General features: G+C 68.6%; 29 protein-coding genes. 13 read left to right on the top strand and 16 right to left on the bottom strand.

Annotated elements, in window-relative coordinates; genetic code table 11:
- Window positions 1-76 precede the first annotated feature (76 nt).
- Window positions 77-271 (top strand): hypothetical protein, encoded by a 195-nt coding sequence (locus tag ACGFH6_RS11615; RefSeq protein WP_393382731.1) that lies wholly within the window; start codon window positions 77-79, stop codon window positions 269-271.
- Window positions 272-403: 132 nt separating this feature from the next.
- Window positions 404-883: a hypothetical protein gene (locus tag ACGFH6_RS11620; RefSeq protein ID WP_393382732.1), complete on the top strand. Its 480-nt coding sequence runs from the start codon at window positions 404-406 to the stop codon at window positions 881-883.
- 85 nt (window positions 884-968) lie between these two features.
- On the opposite strand, the gene ACGFH6_RS11625 is transcribed toward ACGFH6_RS11620, so the two are convergent.
- The 4 genes from ACGFH6_RS11625 to ACGFH6_RS11640 all read right to left on the bottom strand — a co-directional run bounded on the left by ACGFH6_RS11625 (window position 969) and on the right by ACGFH6_RS11640 (window position 4,540).
- Window positions 969-2,723, bottom strand: coding sequence for a BTAD domain-containing putative transcriptional regulator (locus ACGFH6_RS11625; RefSeq protein WP_393382733.1), 1,755 nt, complete (start codon window positions 2,721-2,723; stop codon window positions 969-971).
- 114 nt (window positions 2,724-2,837) lie between these two features.
- Window positions 2,838-3,320, bottom strand: a complete 483-nt coding sequence (locus ACGFH6_RS11630) for an AAA family ATPase (protein ID WP_393382735.1) — start codon at window positions 3,318-3,320, stop codon at window positions 2,838-2,840.
- Between the two features lies 1 nt (window position 3,321).
- Window positions 3,322-3,717, bottom strand: a complete 396-nt coding sequence (locus ACGFH6_RS11635; RefSeq protein ID WP_393382737.1) for a low affinity iron permease family protein — start codon at window positions 3,715-3,717, stop codon at window positions 3,322-3,324.
- Window positions 3,704-4,540, bottom strand: coding sequence for an alpha/beta fold hydrolase (locus ACGFH6_RS11640; RefSeq protein WP_393382739.1), 837 nt, complete (start codon window positions 4,538-4,540; stop codon window positions 3,704-3,706). Before ACGFH6_RS11640 ends, ACGFH6_RS11635 begins: the two co-directional genes overlap by 14 nt.
- Before the next feature lie 119 nt (window positions 4,541-4,659).
- On the opposite strand from ACGFH6_RS11640, the gene ACGFH6_RS11645 reads away from it, so the two are divergent.
- The 4 genes from ACGFH6_RS11645 to ACGFH6_RS11660 all read left to right on the top strand — a co-directional run bounded on the left by ACGFH6_RS11645 (window position 4,660) and on the right by ACGFH6_RS11660 (window position 8,560).
- Window positions 4,660-5,151, top strand: a complete 492-nt coding sequence (locus ACGFH6_RS11645; protein WP_393382741.1) for a MarR family winged helix-turn-helix transcriptional regulator — start codon at window positions 4,660-4,662, stop codon at window positions 5,149-5,151.
- A gap of 114 nt (window positions 5,152-5,265) precedes the next feature.
- Window positions 5,266-6,162 carry a CPBP family intramembrane glutamic endopeptidase gene (locus ACGFH6_RS11650; RefSeq protein WP_393382742.1) on the top strand — a complete coding sequence of 299 codons (897 nt, stop codon included), beginning with the start codon at window positions 5,266-5,268 and terminating at the stop codon, window positions 6,160-6,162.
- Window positions 6,159-7,244: a serine hydrolase domain-containing protein gene (locus ACGFH6_RS11655; RefSeq protein ID WP_393382744.1), complete on the top strand. Its 1,086-nt coding sequence runs from the start codon at window positions 6,159-6,161 to the stop codon at window positions 7,242-7,244. Before ACGFH6_RS11650 ends, ACGFH6_RS11655 begins: the two co-directional genes overlap by 4 nt.
- 44 nt (window positions 7,245-7,288) lie before the next feature.
- On the top strand, window positions 7,289-8,560 hold the full coding sequence (locus ACGFH6_RS11660; protein WP_393382745.1) for an MFS transporter: 1,272 nt from the start codon (window positions 7,289-7,291) through the stop codon (window positions 8,558-8,560).
- Window positions 8,561-8,566: 6 nt separating this feature from the next.
- On the opposite strand, the gene ACGFH6_RS11665 is transcribed toward ACGFH6_RS11660, so the two are convergent.
- A complete protein-coding gene (locus ACGFH6_RS11665) occupies window positions 8,567-9,316 on the bottom strand; it encodes a serine/threonine-protein kinase (RefSeq protein WP_393382747.1) in 750 nt (249 codons plus the stop codon).
- 349 nt (window positions 9,317-9,665) lie between these two features.
- Here ACGFH6_RS11665 and ACGFH6_RS11670 point away from each other — a divergent pair, with 349 nt between their 5' ends.
- Window positions 9,666-9,962 (top strand): WhiB family transcriptional regulator, encoded by a 297-nt coding sequence (locus tag ACGFH6_RS11670; protein ID WP_393382748.1) that lies wholly within the window; start codon window positions 9,666-9,668, stop codon window positions 9,960-9,962.
- Window positions 9,963-10,047: 85 nt separating this feature from the next.
- On the opposite strand, the gene ACGFH6_RS11675 is transcribed toward ACGFH6_RS11670, so the two are convergent.
- On the bottom strand, window positions 10,048-10,194 hold the full coding sequence (locus ACGFH6_RS11675) for a hypothetical protein (RefSeq protein ID WP_393382749.1): 147 nt from the start codon (window positions 10,192-10,194) through the stop codon (window positions 10,048-10,050).
- Window positions 10,195-10,278: 84 nt separating this feature from the next.
- Between ACGFH6_RS11675 and ACGFH6_RS11680 the strand changes: the two genes are divergently transcribed.
- A complete protein-coding gene (locus ACGFH6_RS11680; RefSeq protein ID WP_393382751.1) occupies window positions 10,279-10,407 on the top strand; it encodes a hypothetical protein in 129 nt (42 codons plus the stop codon).
- A 59-nt stretch (window positions 10,408-10,466) separates the two neighbouring features.
- Window positions 10,467-11,420 (top strand): LysR family transcriptional regulator, encoded by a 954-nt coding sequence (locus ACGFH6_RS11685; RefSeq protein ID WP_393382753.1) that lies wholly within the window; start codon window positions 10,467-10,469, stop codon window positions 11,418-11,420.
- Here ACGFH6_RS11685 and ACGFH6_RS11690 read toward each other — a convergent pair.
- The 8 genes from ACGFH6_RS11690 to ACGFH6_RS11725 are packed head-to-tail and all read right to left on the bottom strand — an operon-like array spanning window position 11,404 to window position 19,455.
- Window positions 11,404-12,591, bottom strand: coding sequence for a VWA domain-containing protein (locus tag ACGFH6_RS11690; protein WP_393382755.1), 1,188 nt, complete (start codon window positions 12,589-12,591; stop codon window positions 11,404-11,406). The two genes, ACGFH6_RS11685 and ACGFH6_RS11690, sit on opposite strands and share 17 nt — an antisense overlap.
- A complete protein-coding gene (locus ACGFH6_RS11695; protein ID WP_393382756.1) occupies window positions 12,581-13,297 on the bottom strand; it encodes an SRPBCC family protein in 717 nt (238 codons plus the stop codon). Before ACGFH6_RS11695 ends, ACGFH6_RS11690 begins: the two co-directional genes overlap by 11 nt.
- On the bottom strand, window positions 13,294-14,172 hold the full coding sequence (locus ACGFH6_RS11700) for an AAA family ATPase (protein ID WP_393382758.1): 879 nt from the start codon (window positions 14,170-14,172) through the stop codon (window positions 13,294-13,296). The genes ACGFH6_RS11695 and ACGFH6_RS11700 overlap by 4 nt, the downstream gene beginning before the upstream one ends.
- Window positions 14,169-14,750 carry an NTP transferase domain-containing protein gene (locus ACGFH6_RS11705; RefSeq protein ID WP_393382760.1) on the bottom strand — a complete coding sequence of 194 codons (582 nt, stop codon included), beginning with the start codon at window positions 14,748-14,750 and terminating at the stop codon, window positions 14,169-14,171. Before ACGFH6_RS11705 ends, ACGFH6_RS11700 begins: the two co-directional genes overlap by 4 nt.
- A gap of 5 nt (window positions 14,751-14,755) precedes the next feature.
- Window positions 14,756-15,646: an XdhC family protein gene (locus ACGFH6_RS11710; RefSeq protein ID WP_393382762.1), complete on the bottom strand. Its 891-nt coding sequence runs from the start codon at window positions 15,644-15,646 to the stop codon at window positions 14,756-14,758.
- A gap of 7 nt (window positions 15,647-15,653) precedes the next feature.
- Window positions 15,654-18,047: an aerobic carbon-monoxide dehydrogenase large subunit gene (locus tag ACGFH6_RS11715; protein ID WP_393382764.1), complete on the bottom strand. Its 2,394-nt coding sequence runs from the start codon at window positions 18,045-18,047 to the stop codon at window positions 15,654-15,656.
- Window positions 18,044-18,568 carry a (2Fe-2S)-binding protein gene (locus ACGFH6_RS11720; protein ID WP_393382766.1) on the bottom strand — a complete coding sequence of 175 codons (525 nt, stop codon included), beginning with the start codon at window positions 18,566-18,568 and terminating at the stop codon, window positions 18,044-18,046. Before ACGFH6_RS11720 ends, ACGFH6_RS11715 begins: the two co-directional genes overlap by 4 nt.
- Window positions 18,565-19,455: an FAD binding domain-containing protein gene (locus ACGFH6_RS11725; RefSeq protein WP_393382768.1), complete on the bottom strand. Its 891-nt coding sequence runs from the start codon at window positions 19,453-19,455 to the stop codon at window positions 18,565-18,567. Before ACGFH6_RS11725 ends, ACGFH6_RS11720 begins: the two co-directional genes overlap by 4 nt.
- A 174-nt stretch (window positions 19,456-19,629) precedes the next feature.
- On the opposite strand from ACGFH6_RS11725, the gene ACGFH6_RS11730 reads away from it, so the two are divergent.
- From ACGFH6_RS11730 to ACGFH6_RS11745, 4 genes are read left to right on the top strand one after another with little or no spacing between them, the layout of a single operon-like run.
- Window positions 19,630-19,944: an XdhC family protein gene (locus tag ACGFH6_RS11730; protein ID WP_393382770.1), complete on the top strand. Its 315-nt coding sequence runs from the start codon at window positions 19,630-19,632 to the stop codon at window positions 19,942-19,944.
- Window positions 19,941-20,729, top strand: a complete 789-nt coding sequence (locus ACGFH6_RS11735; RefSeq protein WP_393382771.1) for an XdhC family protein — start codon at window positions 19,941-19,943, stop codon at window positions 20,727-20,729. The genes ACGFH6_RS11730 and ACGFH6_RS11735 overlap by 4 nt, the downstream gene beginning before the upstream one ends.
- 50 nt (window positions 20,730-20,779) lie before the next feature.
- The gene (locus tag ACGFH6_RS11740) at window positions 20,780-21,478 is read left to right on the top strand and encodes a helix-turn-helix domain-containing protein (RefSeq protein ID WP_393382773.1); all 699 of its coding nucleotides are present in this window, start codon (window positions 20,780-20,782) and stop codon (window positions 21,476-21,478) included.
- Between the two features lie 53 nt (window positions 21,479-21,531).
- Window positions 21,532-22,110 carry a dihydrofolate reductase family protein gene (locus ACGFH6_RS11745; RefSeq protein WP_393382775.1) on the top strand — a complete coding sequence of 193 codons (579 nt, stop codon included), beginning with the start codon at window positions 21,532-21,534 and terminating at the stop codon, window positions 22,108-22,110.
- Between the two features lie 213 nt (window positions 22,111-22,323).
- Here the strand turns inward: ACGFH6_RS11745 and ACGFH6_RS11750 are convergent, their stop codons facing one another.
- Both ACGFH6_RS11750 and ACGFH6_RS11755 read right to left on the bottom strand, forming a co-directional pair.
- Window positions 22,324-22,791 carry a winged helix-turn-helix transcriptional regulator gene (locus tag ACGFH6_RS11750; RefSeq protein WP_393382776.1) on the bottom strand — a complete coding sequence of 156 codons (468 nt, stop codon included), beginning with the start codon at window positions 22,789-22,791 and terminating at the stop codon, window positions 22,324-22,326.
- Window positions 22,791-24,032 (bottom strand): MFS transporter, encoded by a 1,242-nt coding sequence (locus tag ACGFH6_RS11755; protein ID WP_393382778.1) that lies wholly within the window; start codon window positions 24,030-24,032, stop codon window positions 22,791-22,793. The genes ACGFH6_RS11750 and ACGFH6_RS11755 overlap by 1 nt, the downstream gene beginning before the upstream one ends.
- Window positions 24,033-24,049 lie beyond the last annotated feature (17 nt).

The raw sequence follows: 24,049 nt of genomic DNA on the forward strand, positions 1-24,049 counted from the left end.
GCGAACGTTCCCGGGTACATGTCCTGGATGGGCGGTCAGTGGCTCGCAGTGATCGCCATGCCCAGGAGGTGTGACTATGAACCAGCATCGGATGGTTGTCGAGGCGGACAACGGAGCGGAGCTTCTCTTCGTCTGCCCGTACGACGGTTGTGGTCGTCGCCTGGTGCTCAAGCGGTCGGGCGGGCTGACCGTGCTCGACCGAGGTGACTTCTTCGCGCTGCACTCCGGCGGCACCGAGGGCCTTCAGATCGAGGCTGGAATCGGCGGCTGACCTGCGCGTTTCCGCTTAGTCAAGACTGAGCGCCGCCGCTCAGCGCTACTGCGGCGGTTCACTCAGCGCTGCCCTGCAGTCTCTCCGTGAGGCGAGCCCATCGGGGGCCGCCCACCCACTTGGGGAGATGTCATGCAGCAGTTCGATCCCAACATTCCCGGCCTGATCCAGGGCGACGTCACGGCGGTGAAGGTCATCGACCCCGCCAGCACCTTCCCGCCGTTCGAGGCGGGCAACCGGGTCCTGGACCGCAAGAAGCCGTTCGAGATCGCCGTGGAGTGGAACGTCACCGGTCCGCTCTCGCCGCTGTGGCTGTTCGCGCTCCGCGACAGCAGCTGGAACGTGCAGGCGTTCGCGGAGTCTCTCGGCGGCGGTCCGGAGATCCTGCTGGCGCGGGACGACACCGTGAAGCCTCTGTTCAACGTCTCCGACTACTCGGTGACGCTCAACGTGGCGGCGCTCGCCCTGGACGAGGGCGATCCGGGAAGCAACACCAGTGGCATCTACAAGCTGGTGGTCTCGGTGTTCCTCGACAGCCCGATCGGGCTTCCGGGCTTCGACATGATCGGGTTCAACGAGGGTCCGATCATCCAGATCGAGGACCCGAACTGACCGTGGGCCGCAGACCGAACGGCCGCCGGCTCTGATGCCGGCGTAGCAGACCGGGTCGTGTCCCCGAGCCAGGGACACGACCCGGTCAGCGGAGCTTGGCGAGTTCCGCCGCGGAACCGTTCCGGATCACGTCGTACAGAACGGTGGTGTCGGGCGTAGGGCTGGCGTCGATCGTGACCCGCAGGATCCGCGTGCAGAACTCGTACTGCCGCACCGCCTGATAGGTCCGTCCCTGGGCGGCATAGCACCGCATCAGCAGTCGGTGCGCGTCCTCGCGGCATGGGTCGATGTCGAGCATCCGATGCGCGGTGGCGATGCAGTCATCCACTCGCCCGTCGGCCAGGTCGATGCGGCTCAGCCGGTCCAGTGCGTCGACGAGCTTGATGCGCAGGCTCTCCCGCGGCAGCAAGGTCCACTGCTCGAACGGCGCATCCGCGGCGAAATCGCCACTGTAGAGCGCAATCGCCTGCTGGTACGCCGTTCTGGCCTCCTCGTGAAGGTGCGCCCGCTCAGCCGCGGCGGCGGTCCGCAGTCCCTGCTCGAAGGTCTCGACGTCGACCTGGACGAGCAGGTCCGGGTTGAGCCGGTACCGGCCGTCGGCGTACTCCACAAGGTTGAGCGCAGTGACGTCGAGGAAGGCGCGACGCAGGCCGCTGACCGCCACCTGCAGCCGGTTGCGTGCGGCCGAGGTCGGCACGTCGCGCCAGAACTCCTCGAGCAACTCGTCCCTGGCACAGGCGTGATGCCGGCGGGAGAGCAGATACCGGAGGACGCTTGTACCTCTCTGGCCGTTCCAGGACGTCACTGGCGAGCCATCGACCCGCACCTCGAGAGAGCCGAGCAGCCGCGCCTCGAGCAGACCTTGGCGCGGGGCCGTCCGGACGGCGGGGGAGCTGGGCACGCTCTCTGGGTACGCCGGCGCCGGTCGTTCGCTACTGAACCAGCGTCGCTTGGTCTCCGTCGGCCGGGTGAGTTCTCGCTGAAGTGATGGACGCCAGATCGGGCGCAACCAACCCCACTGCTGCTCCATCGGGACCAACCACGGTCGAAGCTGGCCGGAGGCGATCGGGCCGGTGCCCATCTGCGGATGCCAATAGCCGACGGTCAGCGCGACCTGGAGGGCGCTCCGCTGATCTGGCGTCAGTTGGTCGAGCAGTCCCGCGGTGAGGCGGCCGAGTAGCGACGACAGGCTGTGTGAGGTCGCGAGCGCTTCGTCGACGGCGTCCGGGGACCATAGCTGCGCGGCGGTCAGTACGTCTCCGAGAACAGCCGCGTGGCGACCGGCGTACCTGAGTAGTCGTGCCCGGCTCTGGGCGGACCAGTACTCCTCGAGAGCGGCTTCGTCGACCAGATCGGACGCGGGCACCACGCAGTCCGGTCCGCGGCCGAGCTGAGGATGCAGCCAGCCTTCGGTGACCACCACCATCCTGACGCCCCGATCGATGACGGCCGGCCGGATCGCCTTGACCAGCCGGGCGACGCCCGGAGTCATCCGGCCGCCGAGCTCGAGCACGATGACGGCGCCTTCCGGTGCTCCTTGGATCTCGTCGCCGAGTCGGACGGCCGGCAGTCGTCCGGTCTCCGGCTCGACGGGTGACCAGCGATGTTTGCAGGCCGCGGCCAGGGATTGCGCCAGTTCCGTCGGGCGTACGTCGTGGGCGCGCAACCAGACGCAGTCGTGCAGCCGCTGCCAACTGTCGACCACGCCGGCCAGCCGCTCGGCGGCGTAGGAACCCGGTACCCCGCGAACCACGGAAATCGGAGCCTCCGCGATGCGCCGCACCCCTGGGGTGATCGCGCTCGCGGCGGCCAGGGGGCGAAGGACCGGCGGCAGGTACATAGGTCTACCCCGGCCCGTCAGTCGTGCGACTCATGGCGATGCGTCCCCCTCCGCGCAAACGCGCGCTCACCGACTGGATGCAGAGGGTCCCGATCCTGATACGCCTTCAAACGCTCAAACCGACGCGACCCGGACCGGATTCTCATCGGAGCCCGGTGGTTCGAAGTCGGCCAGGTGCTGTTCCAGGACCGCGTCCGCCACGTCCCGCCGAGCCGCGCTCACCCGGTTGCCCGCTTGGCGTCGGCGGATCGTCGGGTGGTCAACGTCCAGGTAGATCGGCACGAACCCGGCGCCGGCGGCCAGGGAACGCCAGCCGTCGCGCAGAGAGCGCAGCGAGCTGGTGTCGTCGACAATCACTGTCCGACCGGCGGCGAGCAGAGCGCGAACTTCGGCGCCGGCGAGCTCGTGGGTGCGGATCCACTCTTCGACCGGGATCCCGTCACCGCCCCACAGCCCACGGCGTTCGTTGATCTCGTCGAGGCTGACCACCACCGCGTCGACCTTCGCCGCGAGCGCCCGCGCATAGGTGCTCTTGCCGGAGTACGCCGTACCGCACATCAGCACCAGCAGGCCTCGGCCTGTGGAGTGGTTCGGCATGTCAGTGGCGGGCTTCGAGGCCGATGGCGTCGCGGAGTTTCTGGGTGGCTTCTTCGAGGTCGGGATCGGTGCGGGACTGTGATGCCATCAGTTCGGCCAGGGCCTCGGCGATCACGTTGAGCTTCTCCTGGGAGGCTTCCTCGGCCCGGCGGGCGGCGTTCTCGAGCAGGACCAGCAGGAGCAGGGTGACGACACTGGCGACCGTGTGGATGGCGACCTGCCAGGACTTCAGATCCACCCACAACGGCAGACTCGCGAGCCAGACCACGACGATCCCGGCACAGAGAAAGAAGAAGGGGGCTTGGCTGACGCGGAGGTAGGCCGTCTGCACGAACCGATCGAACGGCGACCGCCGGTCGCCTTGCTCGCGAGTCTCGGCCGCCTCACTCCGTTCCATCGTCGGAGCGTAGTGCGCTGCGCTGCGTGGTGCCACTGCCCGGCGGTGCGTCGGCCTGTCGCCACAGGTCGAGCAGGAGTGCGTTCACCTCGTCGGCGCGTTGCTGGTGCGGGGAGTGGTCAGCACCCTCGACCTGGATGAAGGTGGCGCCGGTGTGCGCGGCGATGAACCTCGAAGTGGCGATCAGCGCTTCGCCGGCCGCGGCGCGGTAGTCAGCCGGGGCTGTCTCCCAGGTGCCGGCCAGGACCAGCTTCGGATACGTCGCGGAGCGGAGAGGCTCCAGCGGTACGTCGGCGTTCCAGCACGGCCGCTCGTGGAGCGCCGAACCAGCGGCGCGCAGCGACCATTCGTACGGCTCGGGAACCGGCTGGTCACCCCAGACAACCCGGAGATACTCCTCCGCCGTCAGCGACTGCGTACTCGGCCAGTAGCGGCGGTTGCCTTCGAGTGCCTTCGCAACCACCGGATCCGAGGTCGCGACAGCCAGCGCCGCCGGCTCGATCAAGGCCAGCGAGGCGACCATCTCGAGTCGGCGGGTGGCAGCGAGCATCGCGACCACGCCGCCGTACGAGTGCCCGACCAGGTGACTCGGCCTGTCCATCAGCCCGGTGATGTCGTCCGCGTCGACGTCGTAGTCACTCATCTCCGTGTCCGGACTCTCCCCGAACCCCCGCCGGTCCACGGCAAGAATCCGCCGATCCCGACCAAGCTCCCGCTGCCCTGCGTACGACGCCTGTCCCCAGGACAACGTGCCGTGAATCAGGATCACCTGGTCAGCCGTGGATTCACCGTCGTCCCACACCGTCACGTGTATCGGCAGCATCCCCGGATCCTAGGCGCCGAACCGGTCATGACCCGCGATCCGAGACCTACCGCCCGAGCTCGCAGGGCACCGACGCCGGCCGTCGACGAGGTGCTGCGGTTTCGCAGTACTATCGGTGGATGGTGCGTGAACGCAAGGGGACTGTGGATGGGCTTTCGGCTGCTGAGGTGCTGGTCGAGGGGGTGGACGTGACGTTCATGGTGTGGTTGACGTCGCGAGCGACTGCCGATCTTCTCGACGCGGCGCTGGCGCCGGCGGGACTGGACAGTGACGAGTTCGCGATCTACTCCGTACTGGTTGCGGCGCCGTCGATCACTCCCACGGAGCTGGCGCGCTGGATGGCGGGGCCACCTACGACGGTGTCCAGCTACGTGAAGCGGTTCGAGGCGCGAGGGCACGTGAAGCGCGAGCCGAACCCCACCGACCGGCGTTCCTACCGGATCAAGCTGACGCCGGCGGGCCGGCGCGCGCATTCGGCGGCGGCCAAGCTCTTCGTCCCGTTGCGAACGCGCGTGGAGCAGGGGCTTGGTGGACGGGAGGAGCAGGTGCGTGACGCGCTGCTCACCCTCCGGACTGTTCTCGACGAGATCCGGCACGACCCCGGGACCTGACCGCAGTCCAGCCCTTGACAAGAGTACTACGAGATCGCAGTATCGATGTACTGCGAGATCGTAGTACTCGTCGAGCCTTCCTGAGGCTCGGTGAAAGTGAAGGGCGGATGGTTCATGAACAGCATTGGCGTCGAACAGGCAGCCCCAGGACGGATCGGCAGGCGTGAGCGTTCCAGCCGGGTGATGCGGCTGCGTGGATGGACGGCCCGGCACCCGGTGACGGCGTTCCTGGCTCTGGCATTCGCCATCGCCTGTCCGGTGATGTCGTTGCCGATCCTGGCCGCGCACGGTGTGATCGCCGATGGGTGGATGCCGGCGATACCGGGTGTCGGCGCAGAGCGGATCGCGTCCGTACTGATGGTGTTCGTGGCGCTTGTCCCGGCCGCGTTGTGGACGACGTGGGCCGCGGACGGACCGGCCGGAGTCCGGGTCCTGGTGGACCGGATGTTCCGGTGGCGCGTCGGGACAGGTTGGTGGCTTGTCATCCTGGCCGGCTTGCCGACGCTCACACTCGCGCTGGCGCTGCTGTCGGGAGACACGTTCAAGCGGGTCGACGTCGCGCCGTTCGTGATCGGCCAGATTGTCGGGCTGGTCGTGAATCTCGTCCTGATCAACCTCTGGGAGGAGACCGCATGGTCGGGGGTCGTGCAGACGCGGCTGGAGCGACGTCACGGCCTGGTCAGAGCGGCGCTGCTCACGGCCGTGCCGTTCGCGCTGATCCACCTGCCGCTGCAACTCATCGGCGACTTCTCGCTCGCCTCGCTCGCGGGCGCCCTGGTTGCGCTGCTCGTCATCTGTGCCCTCGTCCGCTTGATGATCGGCGTGTACCTGCGCGGGACCGGTGGCAGCATTCTTGCGGTCGCAGTCGGTCACACCATCTTCAACCGCAGCAACAACGACGAAGGCGTCGTCGCCGGGCTTCTCGAGGGCGACGGGCGCAAGCTGGCCGGATTGGTCGCCGTGCTCGTGCTGACAGCGGTGGTCGCGATCGTGTCGCGGAGGCGGTCATGAACTCCGAGCTTGCCCAACGCATCGCCGAAGACGTCGCCGCGAAGGGAAAGGTGCCCGGGCTGTCATTCGCCGTCGCCGGACCTGAGGGAATTCTGTACGCCGGGGCAGTGGGGTACGCCGACCTCGCGGAGCGCCGGGAGTCCACCATCGACGACCAGTACCCGTGGTTCTCGATGACCAAGATCGCCACGGCGACAGCCGTCGTACGGCTGCACGTCGACGGCAGACTGGACCTCGACGCACCGATCGGCACCTACCTCCCCGGCTACCGGCCGTCTGCCAAGACGGGGCACCCAACCACGCGCCAGTTGCTGACTCATACCGCGGGCCTGGCGAACCCGCTTCCGATCCGTTGGGTCCGGCCCGAGGGTGATCGCGAGGACCCGGCGCTGCTGGACCGGATCGTCGGGAAGCACGGATCGCCCAGGAGATCAGTCGGAGGTCGAGCGGCGTACTCGAACATCGGGTATCTGCTGGCAGGAAAGGTCATCGAGGCTGTCACGGGGGAGTCGGTCCAGGACCATGTCCACCGGTCTGTCCTGGAGCCACTCGGGATGAAGAACACCGGCTATGAGTTCCAGGCGAGCGGTCCTCGATCCATCGGCTACGTCCGCCTCAACCCTGCGGCGGTTCCGGTACTTCGTTGGGCGTTGCCCAGCGGGATCGTCGGCAACCGCGTTGCCGGCCACACGGCTCTGCGCCCATTCCTCGTCAGCGGCCCGGCGTACGGTGGTCTGGTCGGGACGGTGACCGACGCGGCACTGCTCGCAGCCGCCCACTGCGTAGGCCCATCGGATGATCACCCCCTTCTGCCTTACGAGCAGGTGGAGGCGATGCGGACGGTCAGCGCGTCCGGGAAGCCGTTCGACCATGGCATCGGCTGGTTTCGTCCGACGGCCGGCGCCGACCGGACTCCGGTGTACGTCGAGCACTACGGGACGGGATGCGGCTTCTGGAACGCCATGCGGATCTACCCGCACCGGCGACTTGCGATGGTTGCCATGACCAACACGACCTTCAGGTGGGATTTCGACAACCTCTTCACCCGACTCGAGCAGCTGCGACAGGCCTCCTGCCATTGACCGGACCTCCCGGTGGGTGGACGTTGGGGAGGGGGGATGTGCGGATGTCAGTGGTTTCCGGCCGGGCGGGGAGCGCCCGAACTGCAGACGCCGAGGTACGTCGGGTGGGGTGGGGCTTCATCCTGCTGTACACGTTGGCGTACCTGAGTACCTGCTTGGTCTTGATCGCGCCGCTGCTGGTCACCTTGGCGTTGAAGGTGAACTCGCTGGTGGGGATCGAGCAGGCGCCGCGCAGCCTGGCCCTGGTCGCCGGGATCGGTGGCCTGGTCGCGATGGTCTGCAATCCGTTGTTCGGCAAGCTGAGCGACCGTACGTCGTCGCGGCTGGGCATGCGGCGGCCGTGGATGGTCATCGGCCTGGTCGGTGGTTCGCTAGGCATTCTCGTGGTCGCGGTAGCGCCGAACATCCTGATCGTGCTCGTCGGATGGTGCACTGCCCAGCTGTTCTTCAACGCACTGCTCGCCGTCCAAGTGGCGGTCCTGCCGGATCAGGTCCCAACGGCGCAACGCGGCGTGGTCGCCGGCGTACTGGGCGTTTGCCTGCCGATCGCGTCAGTCGGCGGGACCTTCCTCGTCAAGCTGTTCACCGGCAATCAAGTCCTCATGTTCCTGGCCCCGTGCGTGATCGGCGGGTTCTTCATCCTGCTGTTCGCGGTGGTCCTCGACGATCGGCGCCTGGTCAAGGCGGACAGGCCGCCCTGGTCGCTGCGAGAGTTCGCCGGCACGTTCTACGTCTCACCGCGCAAGAACCCGGACTTCGCCTGGGCCTTCGTCAGCCGGTTCCTGTTCGTGCTGGCGTACGCCTTCCTGTTCACCTACCAGGCGTACTACCTGCTCGAGAAGATCGGCAGCGCCGAGGCCGACGTACCGCGACAGATCTTCCTCGGCACGCTCATCCAGTCCAGCGTCATCGTCGTTGCTTCGCTCATCGGTGGCCGGCTGTCCGACTGGACGGGCCGGCGGAAGGTCTTCGTCCTCAGCGCGTCCATCGTCTACGGGCTGGCGATGCTGGTCATCGGTGCCGCCGGCGACGTCAACGGCTACCTCATCGGGATGGCGATCGGCGGCCTCGGATTCGGCATCTACATGGCCGTCGACCTGGCGCTCGTCGTCGACGTACTGCCGGACAAGGCCAACGCCGCCAAGGACCTCGGCGTACTCAATATCGCCGGCGCGCTCCCAGGTTCGGTCGCGGCCGCGGTCGCTCCGGCCATCCTGGCGGTCGGCGGCGGCAGTTACGGCGTGCTGTACGGCGTTGCCGGAGTGTGCGCGATCATCGGGGCGTTCGCCATTCTGCCCGTGAAGAGCGTCCGCTGACTCCGGCTATTCGCCGTCCAGTTGACGGATCTCGCTGAGGGCGGCCTTGGCCTGATCGGCGGTCGGTCGGCGTTCTGGGTGTTCGGCGAGCAGTCCGTCGATGATCGGGCGCAGGCGCCCGGTCCGGGGTGGCGTGGGCGTGCCCCGGAGTGCCGTCAGGAAGTCCCGGCTGTGCGGCGGGTGGCCCTCGACGCCGGCGAACAGGGTCGCGCCGAAGGAGTACATGTCGGCTCGAGGATCCGGCTTGCGCCCCCGGGCCTGCTCCGGCGAGCTGTAGCCAAGAGGCGCGGACCGAGTGCCGGTGGGCTCGCCCGAGAACGACGCGATGCCGAAGCCGGTGAGGACGACTCTGCCGTCCGCGCAGACCTGGACGTTGGCCGGTCTGACGTCTCGGTGCACGATCCCCGCCTGGTGCACAGCCTTCAGTACGTCGAGCAGCCGCAGACCGATGTCGGTCGCCCGGTGGATCGGCAGGGGGCCATCGGCGGAGAGGATCTGCGCGAGCGAGTGTCCGGACGGCGGTTCCGTCACGATCCAGAGCACCTCGCCTTGACGGACGATGTCGTAGATCCGGACGAGACCCGGATGATCGACGAGGGCAACCGCGCGAGCCTCGTTGAGCAGCCCCGCGTCGTCCCGATCCGGCTCGCACACGTGGTAACTCCTCAACACCACCGACCGCTGGAGCACCTCGTCCTCTGCCAGGCCGCCACCACCAAGCAGGGAGGACTCGACGCGGTAGCGGTCGGCGACCACCTGGCCCGGGCCTACGGCCGCTGCCCGACTGATCTCACCAGTTCCTCCTCGAATGGGTGCCTGACCGGGGCGCGGCAGTGGTACGAGACCTACGATCGGCTGAGTGATTCGGCCCCGGCATCCCGGTGAGCATCAGTCCCGGCTACCGGTCAGCGGGTAAGCGGCCGCGGGTCGGCGCCGTCCCCCCACAGCGGGCAGAGTCTGATGGCGGTGCCAGCGGGCGATGGGTTCTTCCTGCTGGCTGCAATGCGCGCCGGGTGCTGGCTGCGACGACACGTGGGCAGGGGCAGGCCACTCTGGCTGGAATGAGCAGTCCCGCGGAGAAGGGAGCCGCACGATGAGTCTCTCGATGGACCTGCCCGCTGCCGGGGCGACGTCCGGGAGTTGGATGTTCAGCGCCGCGTGTGCGGGCCTGGACCCGGAGTTGTTCTTCCCGATCGGCACCACGGGGCCCGCGATCGTGCAGATCGAACAGGCGAAGCGGATCTGCTGCGGCTGCGGTGTTCTTGACGAGTGCCGTCGTTGGGCGATGAACACCGGGCAGGAGGCGGGGGTCTGGGGCGGGCTGTCCGAGGAGGAGCGCCGCGCCCTGAGGCAACGCAGGATCGAAAAGCGGCGGCGCGACCTCCGTCAAGTGTTCGATTGAATCGGAACAGCGTCGTGGCGATTGACCAACTTTGATCTCGCCGGGCGCATCTAACTGGTGTCCAAGGGGGCATCGTGAAATGTATTCACACCACCATCCACATCCGCAGACCGATCCGCACCGCGTTCGCCGTACTGGCGATCGCAGCACTGCCGGCGGGAGCCGTCGCTGTACCTGCGTTCGCCGGCGCCAGCACGTCGACGAACGCCAACGCTGCCGCCGGTTGACCCACCGGTTGGGGCTCATTGCCTGAGGCAAGTAAGTACACCGGACCGGGTCACCTGACGACCGTCCGGACCGGTCGACGATTCTCTCCGTGCCGTCGTACGACGACCACGGCTACACCTACAACCCGGCCGACGTCGACGAGTTGGCCAAGGTGAGTGGCCACCGGACCTTCCGGCAGGTCGCGACCGCCGGATGGCTGTACCGTCCGGGCTCCTGAGCCGCCAGTCAGGCTGGCAGGCGGCGAAAGCTGGCGCGCGGTTCTACGATGGCGACACGATGACGCCTACTCAGCTTCGTGCGTTCTCCGCGGTCGTGCGCCTCGGTTCGGTGAAGGCCGCCGCCGCTGAACTCGAGGTCACCGAGGCGGCCGTGTCCCTGCACGTCGCCCAACTGCGCAAGGAACTCGGCGACCAGTTGTTCACCCGGACGGCGTCAGGGCTGGCGTTCACTCCCGGCGGGTTGCGGCTGGCCAGCCGTGCCGTGGAGTTGCTCGGACTGCAGAACCGGACGATCCAGGAGGTCAGCCAGGCCGGGCGCGGCCGGAGGCTGATGCGGATCGCGGCCTCGACCCTGTTCGCCGAGTACGCCGCCCCGGGCCTGATCGAACTGTTCGCCGGCCGGGCCGATGACCTGGACGTCGAGTTGAGCGTGCACCATCCGCGCCAGTTCGCGGCACTGTTGTCCGAGCGTTCGGTCGACGTTGCCCTCGGCCCGGTTCCGGCCGGCCTGCCCGAGTCGATCCGGCGCGTCCCCTTCCTGAACTACCGGCTCGTGGTGGTCGCCGACAGCGGGCATCCGGCCGCGATCGGGCCGGCCCGGCCGGCGATGCTGCGCGAGCAGACGTGGTTGCTCGGCCCCTCGGCGGTCACCGACGGCGCGGTCGCGGCGATGTTGCGCAAGCTCGAGGTGCCGGAGCAGAGGCAACGGATCTTTCAGAGTCACGCGGCGGCGATCGAGGAGGCCAAACGTGACGGGGGAGTTGCGGTGGCCTTGTCGTCCGCGGTCGCCGGCGACGTGTCGAACGGCCGGTTGACGATCGTCACCGGTCGTGGACTGACGATGGGCGGGGTCTGGTCGGCGATGACGTTGCCGGCGCACGCCGTCGTACCCGCCGCCGCCGAGTTGACGCGCTTCATCACCACGCCGCGCGCCACCCAGGCGATGTTGCGGGGATCGGGCGTGACGATCGGGCACTTCCGGCCGTCGATCCACGTCACCTTGTGGAGTTGACCACCTCGGCCAGCGCGTCGAGGGTGTTGCCCGGGAGCAGGGCGTCGCAGTACGGCAGGGCCGCGACCAGTGCGCCGGTGAGTGGCTGGTAGCCGGGAGCCGCGACGCGCGGATTCATCCAGATCACCCGATGGGCGCGCCGGGACAGTCGTGCCATCGTCCGGGCCAACTGCTCGGGGTCGTCGCTGTCCCAACCGTCGGAGGCGATGATCACCACGGCGCCGCGGACGAGTGCGCCGTACCTGGACTTCAGCAGGCCGGCCACGTTGGTGGCGATGCGGGTTCCACCGAAGCGGTCCGCGACCAGGGTGGACGCCTGATCGACCGCGACCGCGACATCGCGATGTGCGAGTACGGCGGTCAGCCGCGTCAAGGTCGTTCCGAACGCGAACACCTCCGCTCCGGCACTGATCGTTGCCGCCCGCATCAGATGCAGGTACGGCGTGATGAAGGCCTGCATCGACTGGCTGACATCACACAGCATGACGAGGCGCCGCGGCTTGTGCACCGGGCCGGTGCGAACCAGTTCGGTCGGCTCCCAGCCCGTGCTGCGCGACCGTGCCATCGTGGCCCGAAGGTCGATCATCGTGCCGCGGCTGCGGGTTGCGAAGCGGCGGGTGCGACGGGTCGGCCAGTGCTCGCGAGCACTCTCCAGCCAGGCACCCACCTCCGCGAGTTGCACCGGGTCGAGCATGTCGAACGGCGTGTCGCGCAGACCGGTGAGTGCGCTCGGCAGTCGTTCGGGCACGGCCAGGCCGGTGTTCGCGTCTTCGGCACGGCCGGTAGCGGCGGTGGGCATGGTGATCCAGGGCAGGCCCGCGCCGTCCTGAACCATGGCCGATGGTGGGATCCCATGGCTGGTGGCGCGGTCGGGGGCGGAGTCGAGCGGCCGGCGCCGGGACTGCGGATCGACTGCGACGACCGTGTCCGCGAAGACGGCGGCGAACACTGCGTCGTACCTGTCCAGGTCCTGTCTGCGGCGTACCAAGGTGACTCGGCCGAGCCAGTACAGACGGCGTTGATTGTCAGCCGCCTGAACCGTCAGCGCCTCGGTGAAGAGTTCCGTCGCGGTCAGGTCGACGGAGATGCCCGCGGTGCGCAGTCGCTCGGAGAACGCCACGGCGAACGACGCGCGGTCGACCGCACGGAAGAGGACAGCATCATCGGACAAGGAAGTAGATCACCACCGCCACGATCACGACGACGGCCAGCGCCGGCACCAACCGCCGTGCCACCGAGCCACCGGCGAGGTGCATCAGGTCGAGCGGAGCAGGCTCGGTGCTGCTGGACGAGGCTCGCGGCGAGTCCGCCTGGTCCGGCGCCACCGTATCGACCGCACGATCGCCGGCCTGTCCATCCCCGCCGACTCGGCTGGGCGCGGGCTCGGCTGCGGCTACATGCTCGGTTGCGGCGACGTGGTCGGCGCCCAGGGCGCCCGCTGCCAGCTTGGCTTCCAAGCAGGTGGTGAACTCTCCGAGGAGCTTCTCCGAGACTTGCTTGATCATGCTGCTGCCGAACTGGGCGACCTTGCCGGAGATGCTCAGGTCGGTGTCGACGCTCACCCGGGTGCCGGCCGGGTCGGGCGTGAGGTCCGCGGTGATCCGCGCGGCGGCGTTCCCGGACCCCCGCGAATCCTTGCCCTTGGCATCGATCACCGCATGGTACGTCGCGTCATCCTTGGTCTCGAACCGCGCGGTACCGCCGAAGTCGCTCACCACCGGACCGAGCTTGACCCGGACCTTGCCCTGGTAGTTCTCGCCGTCGAACCCGGTCAGCCGGGCACCCGGCAGACACGGCGCGATCGCCTCGAGGTCGGTCAGCACAGCCCACGCCTGGGCGGGCGGCACGCTCACGGTGAACTCGTGGGTGATCCTCATGCTGTCCCCTCGCTCGGTTCGAACAGTTCGGTCATGGCGTCCACGTCATCGGGCGACTTGGCGATCGCCGAGAGCGTTCGGAGCGCGTCGTCGCGCCCCAGCGAGGTCACCCCGAGCGCGCTCAACGCGGCAACCCAGTCGATCGTCTCGGCCAGCCCGGGCGGCTTGTCGAGGTCGAGCTGCCGCGCCCGGCCGACGAAGTCGGTGACACTGCGCACCAGCGGTTCGGCGGCGGCCGGGATCCGGCGCCGGACGATGCGCACCGCGCGGCCGGGCGAGGGGAACTCGATCCAGTGGTAGAGGCAACGGCGCCGCAGCGCGTCATGGAGCTCGCGGCTCCGGTTCGACGTGAGGACGACGTACGGCGGCCGGGCGGAGGCGAACGTGCCGAGCTCAGGGATCGTCACCGACGCCTCGCCGAGGAACTCCAGCAGCAGCGCCTCGAACTCGTCGTCGGCCCGGTCGATCTCGTCGAGCAACAGGACCGGCGGCACCGGGCCGGTCGCCGTGACACTGCGCAGGATCGGACGCTCGATCAGGAACTCGGAGGTGAAGAGGTCGGCGTCCTCGAGTCTGTCGTGCCTGGACTCGGCCAGCCGGATCGCCAGCAGCTGGCGCTGGTAGTTCCACTCGTACAGCGCCTCGCGTGCGGTCAGCCCTTCGTAGCACTGCAGCCGGATCAGGGACGTGCCGAGAACGTTCGCCAGAGTGAGCGCCGACGCGGTCTTGCCGACACCGGGCTCGCCTTCGAGCAGCAGCGGGCGGGGGAGCGTGCAGGCGAGGTAGAGCGCCGTCGCGGTCCCTTCGTCGAGAAGGTGGCCGGCCTGGTCGAATCGGGTGACGACCTCCTCGATGTCGCGGAACGGTGCCGTCATCGCTCGATCCCTTGTGCCAGCAGACTTTCGTAGTCCTCCCAGGTGTCCACGTCCGCCGGCACCTCCGTGTCCACCGGTACGTCGGCAACGGCATGACGGCCCGACTCGATCAGCTTCCAGACCCCTTTGTCCCCGTGCAGGTTCGCGAGCTCGGGGAACACCGATCGGGCGAACCAGAACGGATGACCGATCCCGCCGCGATAGCGGCAGACGGCGATCGGCGCTTCCGCGTGGATCACCGACCGCGCGGACCGGACCCGGACTCCGGGCTGGTCGCCGAGCATCAGCACAATTCCGGTCGTCCGATTCTCGACAACTTCGAGCGCCGAGACGATCGAGGACGAGCAGCCGCTGCCGTACGACGGGTTCAGGACGACTGTCGCCCCGCTCAGGTCGACTGTCGCGCGGACGTCCTCGGCCGCACCGCCCAGCGTGACGAGCAGCTGGTCGAACGCACAGTCCCGCGCGGTTCGCAGTACGGCGTCCAGCAGCGTCGAACCGCCGTACGGGAGAAGCTGCTTCGGCTGACCCAGTCGGTGCGATCCACCCGCGGCGAGCACCAGTCCGGTCACGAACATGCCGGTCAACCCGCGACCTGCGCAGCGTAGGCGTCACGGCACCCCTGGCCGCAGAACCAGTAGGTGGTGCCGTCGACCTCGAGGTACGGCGTATCGGACTTGATCAGCACCGACATCCCACACACCGGATCCACGACCTGGACGGCGATGTCCTCCGCCGGAATCTGGGCGGGGCGGAGACCGTCCTGCCGCATCGAGCGCACGACGTCCGCGAGCACGGACAAGGCGATCTCCCCGGGGGTCTCCGCGCCGAGGTCCAGGCCGACCGGTGTCCGGACACGGGCCGACTCCTCGTCGGTCAGGCCGAGCTCGGCCAGCACCGCGTGACCACGCTTGCCGCTGGCAACCAATCCGACGAAGCCGACACCGGCGTCCAGCGCTGCCCGGAGTGGACCGGTCTCGTCCCGGCCGAGCCCCGCCACCACCACGGCGAGCGTGCCCGCCGACGGCGGCCGGGTCCCGTCCAGCCGCTCGATGGCGAAGCCGGCCGCGGTTCCGACCGCGACGATCGCCTCGGCGATCGGCGTCGCGCCCGAGATACCGAGCAGCGGCGGCGGGATCTGTGGCTGCAGGAAGATCTCCAGCGAGCCACCACTCAGGCAGGGATTGGTCGCCACCACGGCGCCCGGAACCTCCGGAAACGCGTCCGCCGGCGTGGGGACGACACGCAGCAGTACGGCGCGGCCCGCGCTGAGAGCCGCGAGTGACGCCGACACGACCGAACCCTCGGCGCAGATACCACCCACGAATCCCTCCAGCGATCCGTTCGCCAGCACGACCGCGTCGTCACCCGGCCGCGCGGAGGTCGGGTGCTCGGCGCGGACGACGGTCGCGTGCACGAACGGCACGCGCGCGCCGGTGAGTTCGGCGATCCGTTCGGTGACGGTTGTGTTCATCTGCACCTCACACCGGCGGCCGCGGCCGGCCCTGCATGGCGTCCCAGACCCTGGACGGTGTCAGCGGCATGTCGGCGTGACGGATGCCGAACGGTTTCAGTGCGTCCACCACGGCGTTGACGACGGCGGCCGGTGACCCGACCGTGGCCGACTCGCCGATGCCCTTCGCACCGATCGGGTGGTGCGGGGACGGAGTGACGGTGTAGCCGGTCTCCCAGTCGGGGACCTCCAGCGCGGTCGGGATCAGGTAGTCCATCAGCGATCCGCCGAGACAGTTGCCGTCCTCGTCGAAGGCGATCATCTCCATCAGGGCCATTCCGACCCCGTCGGTGAGGCCGCCGTGCACCTGGCCCTCGATGATCATCGGGTTGATCCGGGTCCCGCAGTCGTCCACCGCCACGAAGCGCCGTACCTTGACCACCGCGGTGCCGGGATCGACGTCGACGACGCAGATGTAGGCGCCGTACGGATAGGTGAGGTTCTCCGGGTTGTAGCAGATCTGGGCTTCCAGACCGCCCTCGATTCCTTCGGGAAGGTCACCGGCTCCGTGCGCCCGCATCGCGATGTCCTGGATGGTGACCGCGGTGCCCGGATCGCCCTTCACGTGGAACGAACCCTTGGTCCACTCCAGGTCCGCGACCGAGACCTCGAGCATGCCGGACGCGATGATCCGGGCCTTGTCGCGGACCTTGCGGGCGACCAGCGCGGCGGCCGCGCCGGACACCGGGGTCGAGCGACTGCCGTAGGTGCCGAGGCCGAACGGCGTGTTGTCGGTGTCGCCATGCACCACCTCGATGTCGTCCGGCGGGATGCCGATCTCCTCGGCGACGATCTGCGCGAACGTCGTCTCGTGCCCCTGGCCTTGCGTCTTCACCGACAGCCGGACCACGGCCTTGCCGGTCGGGTGGACCCGCAGTTCACAGCCGTCGGCCATGCCGAGGCCGAGGATGTCCATGTCCTTGCGCGGGCCGGCGCCGACCGCCTCGGTGAAGAACGAGACGCCGATGCCCATGAGTTCGCCCCGGGCCCGGCGTTCGGCCTGCTCGCGGCGGAGTTCGTCGTACCCGGCGAGTTCCATCGACAGCCGCATGGTCTTCTCGTACTCGCCCGAGTCGTAGACCCAGCCGGTCTTGCTCTGGTACGGGAACTGCTCGGGCCGGATGAAGTTCCGCAGTCGCAGCTCTGCCGGATCCATCTGGAGTTCGTACGCGAGACAGTCGACCAGCCGCTCGACCAGGTAGACCGCTTCGGTGATCCGGAACGAGCAGGCGTACGCGACACCGCCCGGCGCCTTGTTGGTGTAGACGGCGGTCATCTTGCAGTACGCCGCCTCGAGGTCGTAGCTGCCGGTGAACACCCCGAAGAATCCGGCCGGGTACTTCACCGGAGCCGCCGTACCGTTGAAGGCTCCGTGGTCGGCCAGCACGTTGGTCCGGATCGCCAGGATCTTGCCGTCCCGGGTCGCCGCGATCTCGCCGCGCATGATGTAGTCCCGGGCGAAGCCGGTGCTGGTGAGGTTCTCCGACCGGTCCTCCATCCACTTGACCGGCTTGCCGAGCACGAGCGACGCGACGATCGCGCACACGTAGCCGGGGTAGATCGGCACCTTGTTGCCGAAGCCGCCGCCGAGGTCGGGGGCGATGACCCGGATCTTGTGCTCGGGCAGGCCGGACACGAGTGCGTAGACGGTCCGGTGTGCGTGCGGTGCCTGGCTCGTGGTCCAGAGCGTGAGCTTGCCGTCGACGCGGTCGTAGTCCGCGACGCACCCGCAGGTCTCCATCGGGGCCGGGTGGACGCGCGGGTAGACGATGTCCTCCTTCACGACGACATCGGCCCGCGACATCACGGCCTCGGTCGCGGCGGCGTCGCCGGTCTCCCAGTCGAAGCAGTGGTTGTCCGTCTTGCCGTCCAGGTCGTCGCGGATGACCGGCGCGTCCGCCGCCAGCGCTGTCCGCGCGTCCACGACCGGGGGCAGCGGGTCGTAGTCGACGTCGATCAGTTCGAGCGCGTCGCGGGCGGCGTACCGGTCCTCGGCGACGACGACCGCGACCTCCTGGCCCTGGAACCGGACCTTGTCGGTGGCCAGTACGGCCTGTACGTCGTTCGAGAGCGTCGGCATCCAGGCGAGCCCCTGGGCGGCGAGATCGGCGCCGGTGATGACCGCCTTCACCTTCGGATGGGCCTGGGCGGCGGTGACGTCGATGCTCGCGATCCGCGCGTGCGCCATCGGTGAGCGCAGGACCGCGAGGTGCAGCATGCCGGGCAGTTGGATGTCGTCGACGTACTTGCCCAGACCGCGGATGAAGCGTGGATCCTCCTTGCGCAGCATCCGGCCGTGGCCGAGCGGCTTCTGGTCGTTGTTGTCGAAGGTCTCGGTCGGGCGGGTCGGTGTGGCGGTCATGCGGGGCTCCCGGCGGTCTCTGGCGCGGGTTCGGTGGCGTCGGCGGGTTGCGCGCCGTCGGAGTGGGTCGCGGCCCAGCGGATCGACCGGACGATGGTCGCGTAGCCGGTGCAGCGGCAGATCTGGCCCGAGATCGCCTCGCGGATCTCCTGCGGGGACGGGTCCGGGTTGCGGTCGAGCAGTGCTCGGGCGGTCATCATCATTCCCGGCGTACAGAAGCCGCACTGCAGTCCGTGGCACTGCATGAAGCCTTGCTGAACGGGGTCCAGGCCGTCCTCGGTCTCCAGGCCCTCAACCGTGCGTACGTCGTGACCGCCGGCCATCGCGGCCAGCACGGTGCACGACTTGACCGGCTCGTCGTCCATCCAGACCACGCAGGTGCCGCAGTTGCTGGTGTCGCAACCCCAGTGGGTCCCGGTCAGCCGGAGGTGATCGCGGAGGAAGTGCACGAGCAGCGTGCGGCCCTCGATCTCGGCCGAGACCTCTTCGCCGTTGACGGTCATCGTCACCTGCATGGTCATGCCCTCCCTTGTCCGGAGCGTTCGTCGTACCGCTGGACCGCCGTTCGGAAGGCCCGGGTGGTCAGCTCCGCGGCGAGATGCCGCTTGTACTCGGCGCTGCCGCGCATGTCGGTGACGGGCTCACTCGCCGCCGCGGCGAGTTCGCCGGCCTGCCGGAACAGCTCCTCGGACGGCGGGTTGCCGCGCAGCGTCTCGGAGATCGCCGGGATACCGGTCGTGTTCGGTCCCACCGCGGCCAGCCCGGCCCGGGCGTCGGCGATCACGCCGTCCCGGATCCAGACCGCGGCGCCCGCGGACACGACCGCCCAGTCACCGGCTCGGCGCTCGACCTTGTAGTACGCGCTGGAGCCGCCCGGCCGGATCGGGAACCGCACCTCGGTGAGGATCTCGTCGTCGCCGACGGCCGTCTCGTACGGGCCACGGTAGAACTCGTCCATGCTGACCACCCGGGTTCCGGACGTTCCCCGGATCACACAGCTCGCGTCCAGCGTCGTACACACCGCGGACAGATCCTCGGACGGATCGGCCTGACAGAGCGAGCCGCCGATCGTGCCGCGATTGCGGACCACGGGATCGGCGATCACCCGTTCGGCGTCGGCGAAGATCGGGAACAGCTCCGCGAGCTCGGCCGACTCCAGCAGCTCGCGGTGCCGGGTCATCGCGCCGACCCGCACCTCGTCCGGCGTCACCGTGATCCGGCCGAGTTCGTCGTGCAGTTCGTTGATGTCGATCAGGTACTCGAAGTTGGCCAGCCGGAGCTTCATCATCGGCAGCAGGCTGTGCCCGCCGGCGATCAGGCGGGCCGAGCTGCCGAGCCGGTCGAGCAACTCGACGGCGTTGTCGACACTGGTGGCGCGCTCGTACTCGAATGGTGCTGGAACCTGCATGCCGGGCTCCTTCGTCGACGCGGATACCTTGATGGCACCGCGCCGGCACTCCACTGTCAACGGCTACCTAAGCCATCCCTTAGGTGCGCAGGCGGGAATCGCACCGACCAATCGATCGCGGGCTCCCACGGGGTCGATCGGGGCTAGTTTCGACGTACCGGAAGGAGGCGGTGGATGCGCGATCTGCTCGATGACATCGACCGGTGGCGAGCCGACGGTCGGGCCGTCGTCCTGGCCCGGGTCGTGGACCTGGAGGGCTCGGGGCCGCGCGGTCCGGGCGCCGCGATGGCCGTCAACGATCGGCTGGAGGTGACTGGCTCGGTGTCCGGTGGCTGTATCGAGGGTGCCTTGGTGACCGCCGCCGAGGAGGTGTTCAAGACCGGTGAGCGGTCGGTGCACACTTTCGGGTACTCCGACGGCGAGGCGTTCGCCGTGGGCCTGACGTGTGGCGGCACGATCCACGTGTTCGTCGAGCCGCTCGACTGGTGACGGGCGTGTACGCCGAACTCGCCGAGGCGCTGCGGACGAGGCAACCCGTCGTCCTCGTCACCGTGGTCGACGGCCCGTCAACCGGTGCCAAGCTGCTGATCACAGCGGAGGGGGAGCGGACCGGAAGCCTGGGCGACGCGGCGCTGGACGATCGGGTGGAGCGGGACGCACTGGGTGCGTTGGCCGCAGGGCTGACCGGCGTGCGGCACTTCGGCCGGCACGGCGAGCCCGAGCGGACCGACCTCACCGTCTTCATCGAATCGTTCACGGCACCGCGGCGGATGATCATCTTCGGTGCCGTCGACTTCGCCGCCGCGCTGACACAGGCAGCCAAGCTGCTCAAGTACGCCGTGACCGTCTGCGATGCACGCCCGATCTTCGCCACCCGCGCCCGATTCCCGCAGGCCGACGAGGTGATCGTCGACTGGCCCCAGCGACTGCTCGCCCGGATCGGTGCGAGCCTGACGCCACGCGACGCGGTGTGTGTCCTCACGCATGATGCGAAGTTCGACGTACCCGCGATCGTGGCCGCGCTGGGCACCGAGGTCGGCTACCTAGGCGTCATGGGTAGCCGCAACACCCACCGCGATCGGCTGGAACGCCTTCGCTCCGCAGGCGTCCCCGAGGCGGCCCTGGCCCGCCTGCACGCCCCGATCGGCCTCGACATCGGCGCGCTGACTCCCGAGGAGACCGCCGTCTCCATCTGCGCCGAAATCATCGCCGAACGCGCCGGCCTGGAAGTCGTCCGCCCGTTGCGACAGGTGAAGACACCGATCCACCACTGACCTCACAGACGTCATTCGACGGTGGGGCCGGGGTGTGCGAGGGTCGTGGGGTGGGCATCGAGTTCGATGATCGGACGTCGGAGTCGCCGTACATCGAGCGGGTCTGGCGGAGCCGGAGCGACGGCGTCGACCGGATGACGTCGATCGCGACCGCGCACTGGACGTTGGTCGCTTGGCGAGCCGGTACTGCGTGGCGGGTTGCGGCGCAGGGGCCCGAGAGTGGTGCGACGACCGCTCGGGTGCCGACGGAGACGGAGTTCGTCGGGATCAGGCTGTCTCTGGGTACGACGTTCGAGCCAATGCCGACCGGGCGGCTTGTCGACGGTGGTGCGGAGTTCGCTGATGTGTCGCGACACTCGGTGCGGATCTTCGGGCACACCGTGCCGTTGCTTGGGTACGACGACGCAGAGGATCTGGTACGACGAATGGCTCGAGCCGGGGTCGTCGTGCGCGACCCCCTGGTGCGCGACGTACTGGGTGGGTGGTTGCCTGACGTCACCGACCGGACTGTCCGACGGCATTTCGCGCGCGTGACCGGTCTGACGCCTGGCGCCGTACGGCAGATCGAGCGGGCCCGGACGGCCGCGGCGCTGATCCGGACCGGGGCGCCGATCGCGGATGTCGCGCACGATCTCGGGTACTACGACCAGCCACATCTCGCGCGATCGCTGGATCGCTTCATCGGGCACACCGCGACCGCGCTGCGCGACGGGACGTCCGGCCAGCTGTCCCTTCTGTACAAGACCTGACCGCGTGCTGGGACGTAGCGTCCCGAACGACGAACGAGATCAGGAGGCGACAGGTGCGCAAGGTTGTGCTGGCGATGATGACCACGCTGAACGGGCGGTTGGACGCTCCGGACGAGTGGGTGACCGGGCTGAGCGAGGACCACTACCGTGAGATCAACACTGGCTACGCCACGTTCGACACCATTCTGGTCGGTCGCGTGACCGCCGCGGAGATGGTCGAGTACTGGCCCACTGCCGCCGACGAAGAGGGTGCCGGCGATTCGCACAAGGGCATGGCCGAGAAGATGCACTCGTACAGGAAGCTCGTGTTCACGAAGGACCCCTCGCTCAGCGTCGAGTGGCACAACGCGGAGCCGGTGGTCGTGTCGACCGACGACGAGATCCGATCGTTCGTCGAGGACCTCAAAGCCCAGCCAGGCAAGGACATTCACTTGTCCGGTGGTGCGAAGCTCGCGCAGACGTTGGTCCGTCTCGGCCTGGTCGACGAGTTTCGCTTCTTCGTGTTCCCGACGTATTCACCCGGCGCCACCTGGTACGGGGAGCTGGAGTCGCAGATGCCGTTGGACTTGATCAGCTCAACGGCATTCGACAGCGGCGCAGTAGCGCTGTACTGCAAGGCCGCCGGCGGTTAGAAGGGCAGCGGCCGGCCGGACGGCGTGCGGAGGTCGAGCGAGCGCGTGTCACGGCGAGGTCGCACCGGCCTCCGGCGGATCTGAATCTGGCGCATGGCTTGCTCCTCTCAATTGTTAAGAGCAACATCCACGCCGAAAAGTTCACATCTGGGCCGGAGTTCCCCAAATCGATGACTTCGGCCCGTCCCGAGTCAGGACGCGGGACGAGCGATGTCAGCGCCAGTTGGTTCGGTCGGCGGGGCCTTTGGGGACTGGTTCGAACGTGACGTCCTCGGTTGGTACGGCGTTGCCGTCTGGGCCGGTGAAGCCGACGTTCACCAGGTCGCTGGAACGCTTGTCCCGGCGGAGGACGGTGGGGCCGGCCTCGCGGGGGACGTGGGCGTCGCCCCATTGCTGGAGGGCTGCGAGGACCAGTTTGAGGTCGTCGCCGGCCGGGGTCAGGTGATAGGACGAACGGGTCCGCTCGCCCTCGGCGCGGTACTCGTGCTTCTCCAGCAGGCCGGACTCGACCATCGCGGCCAACCGGTTCGCCAGGATGTTCGGGGCGATGCCGAGGTAGTCGCGGAAGTCGGCGAACCGGGTCGTCCCGAGGTGCGCCTCGCGCAGGATGAGGAAGGTCCAGCGATCGCTGACCAGATCCAGCGTCCGTGCGATCGAACAGTTCGGCTGGGTCTCTGTCATCAGGCCTCCTTCGCCGGACCGCGGCCGCGCGCCGCGAGCAGGCCGGCGGCCAGGATCACCAGCAACGCCAGCGTACCGATGACGGTCACGCCGAGCAGCAGCGCCGTACTCAACCCCGACGCCGTCGCCACGAGCCCGAGGGTCAGCGCGATCGCCCCTTGCAGGAGGTAGGCGACCAGGTAGACGGCCGCGACGGTGCCGCCGCGATGGTGGGTGGGCGCGTGGGTGGCGATCAGCCCGAGTCCACCGGAGAAGAGCAGCCCGTACGCCGTACCTCCGACGACCGTCGTGGCGACGAAGAACGGCAGGGAGTGCTCGGTCGACGCCAGCTCGAGCAGACCGAGATCGACAAGAGTGAGGACGGCGCCGAGCGGCACCAGCCGGCTAGCGGAGAACCGGCGGCCGGCGATCGCCGTCACGCCCGTCGCTGCCGAGAAGATCGCCAGCAGCAGGCCGATCACGAAGATGTTGCCGGTGCCAACCAGATCACGGATGATCTCGGCACCGAGCGCCAGGAACACCGAGCCGAACGCGTAGGCAGCGGTGACCGCGAGGGCGGCCGCCAGGTACAGCATTCGGATGCCTTTGGCAACGATGATCGGGCGCGGCCGCCAGCGGGCCTGGTTCTCGTCCTTGATGTGCCGAGGCATCTGCCAGACGGCGGCGAACACCACTGCGATCACTGCGAGCAGCACCCAGAAGTCCAGGTGCAGTGGCGCGGGCGCGTACTCGATCAGGCCGCCGCCGACGATCGTCGCCAGTGCCAGTCCGACCGCTGTCGCCGCCGTCGTGATGGACGAGGCCCGGCTCGCCTTTCCGCGGGCGCTCAACTCGACCGCGGCAGCGGTGGCCGGGGTCAGCGCCAGACCCACACCGGCGCCCATCAAGGCACGACCGGCGTACACCCACCCGACCGAAGGGGCGACGGCGAAGAGGAGTACGCCGGCGAGTAACGCGCCGACGCCGTACAGCATCGTCTCCCGGCGGCCGATGTAGTCAGAGACCTGGCCGAAGATCAGCAGGAACGCCACGAGTACGACCGGATACACCGCGAAGATCGCGGTGGTCGCGGTGGGAGTGAGGTGCCAGGTCGAGGCGTAGAGCGGATAGGCCGTGGTCGGCGCGGCGCTCGTCCACAGGCTGATGGCCGCGACCGCAGCCGCGACCCAGAAACTGGCCCGGCGGCTGAGGGTACGGCGGGTTGGTGCGGAGGTGGTCGCGGGGAGATCGACGGCGGTCATGCAGACGTCCTTCGGCA

Origin of the sequence: Kribbella sp. NPDC049227, from assembly GCF_043197265.1 — a bacterium.
Classification (GTDB): domain Bacteria; phylum Actinomycetota; class Actinomycetes; order Propionibacteriales; family Kribbellaceae; genus Kribbella.

Coding starts and splice junctions, on each gene's coding strand:
- ACGFH6_RS11615 (WP_393382731.1), top strand. CDS start 77: ATGAACCAGCATCGGATGGTTGTCGAGGCGGACAACGGAGCGGAGCTT.
- ACGFH6_RS11620 (WP_393382732.1), top strand. CDS start 404: ATGCAGCAGTTCGATCCCAACATTCCCGGCCTGATCCAGGGCGACGTC.
- ACGFH6_RS11625 (WP_393382733.1), bottom strand. CDS start 2,723: ATGTACCTGCCGCCGGTCCTTCGCCCCCTGGCCGCCGCGAGCGCGATC.
- ACGFH6_RS11630 (WP_393382735.1), bottom strand. CDS start 3,320: ATGCCGAACCACTCCACAGGCCGAGGCCTGCTGGTGCTGATGTGCGGT.
- ACGFH6_RS11635 (WP_393382737.1), bottom strand. CDS start 3,717: ATGGAACGGAGTGAGGCGGCCGAGACTCGCGAGCAAGGCGACCGGCGG.
- ACGFH6_RS11640 (WP_393382739.1), bottom strand. CDS start 4,540: ATGCTGCCGATACACGTGACGGTGTGGGACGACGGTGAATCCACGGCT.
- ACGFH6_RS11645 (WP_393382741.1), top strand. CDS start 4,660: ATGGTGCGTGAACGCAAGGGGACTGTGGATGGGCTTTCGGCTGCTGAG.
- ACGFH6_RS11650 (WP_393382742.1), top strand. CDS start 5,266: ATGAACAGCATTGGCGTCGAACAGGCAGCCCCAGGACGGATCGGCAGG.
- ACGFH6_RS11655 (WP_393382744.1), top strand. CDS start 6,159: ATGAACTCCGAGCTTGCCCAACGCATCGCCGAAGACGTCGCCGCGAAG.
- ACGFH6_RS11660 (WP_393382745.1), top strand. CDS start 7,289: ATGTCAGTGGTTTCCGGCCGGGCGGGGAGCGCCCGAACTGCAGACGCC.
- ACGFH6_RS11670 (WP_393382748.1), top strand. CDS start 9,666: ATGGACCTGCCCGCTGCCGGGGCGACGTCCGGGAGTTGGATGTTCAGC.
- ACGFH6_RS11685 (WP_393382753.1), top strand. CDS start 10,467: ATGACGCCTACTCAGCTTCGTGCGTTCTCCGCGGTCGTGCGCCTCGGT.
- ACGFH6_RS11695 (WP_393382756.1), bottom strand. CDS start 13,297: ATGAGGATCACCCACGAGTTCACCGTGAGCGTGCCGCCCGCCCAGGCG.
- ACGFH6_RS11700 (WP_393382758.1), bottom strand. CDS start 14,172: ATGACGGCACCGTTCCGCGACATCGAGGAGGTCGTCACCCGATTCGAC.
- ACGFH6_RS11705 (WP_393382760.1), bottom strand. CDS start 14,750: ATGTTCGTGACCGGACTGGTGCTCGCCGCGGGTGGATCGCACCGACTG.
- ACGFH6_RS11710 (WP_393382762.1), bottom strand. CDS start 15,646: ATGAACACAACCGTCACCGAACGGATCGCCGAACTCACCGGCGCGCGC.
- ACGFH6_RS11715 (WP_393382764.1), bottom strand. CDS start 18,047: ATGACCGCCACACCGACCCGCCCGACCGAGACCTTCGACAACAACGAC.
- ACGFH6_RS11720 (WP_393382766.1), bottom strand. CDS start 18,568: ATGACCATGCAGGTGACGATGACCGTCAACGGCGAAGAGGTCTCGGCC.
- ACGFH6_RS11725 (WP_393382768.1), bottom strand. CDS start 19,455: ATGCAGGTTCCAGCACCATTCGAGTACGAGCGCGCCACCAGTGTCGAC.
- ACGFH6_RS11730 (WP_393382770.1), top strand. CDS start 19,630: ATGCGCGATCTGCTCGATGACATCGACCGGTGGCGAGCCGACGGTCGG.
- ACGFH6_RS11750 (WP_393382776.1), bottom strand. CDS start 22,791: ATGACAGAGACCCAGCCGAACTGTTCGATCGCACGGACGCTGGATCTG.
- ACGFH6_RS11755 (WP_393382778.1), bottom strand. CDS start 24,032: ATGACCGCCGTCGATCTCCCCGCGACCACCTCCGCACCAACCCGCCGT.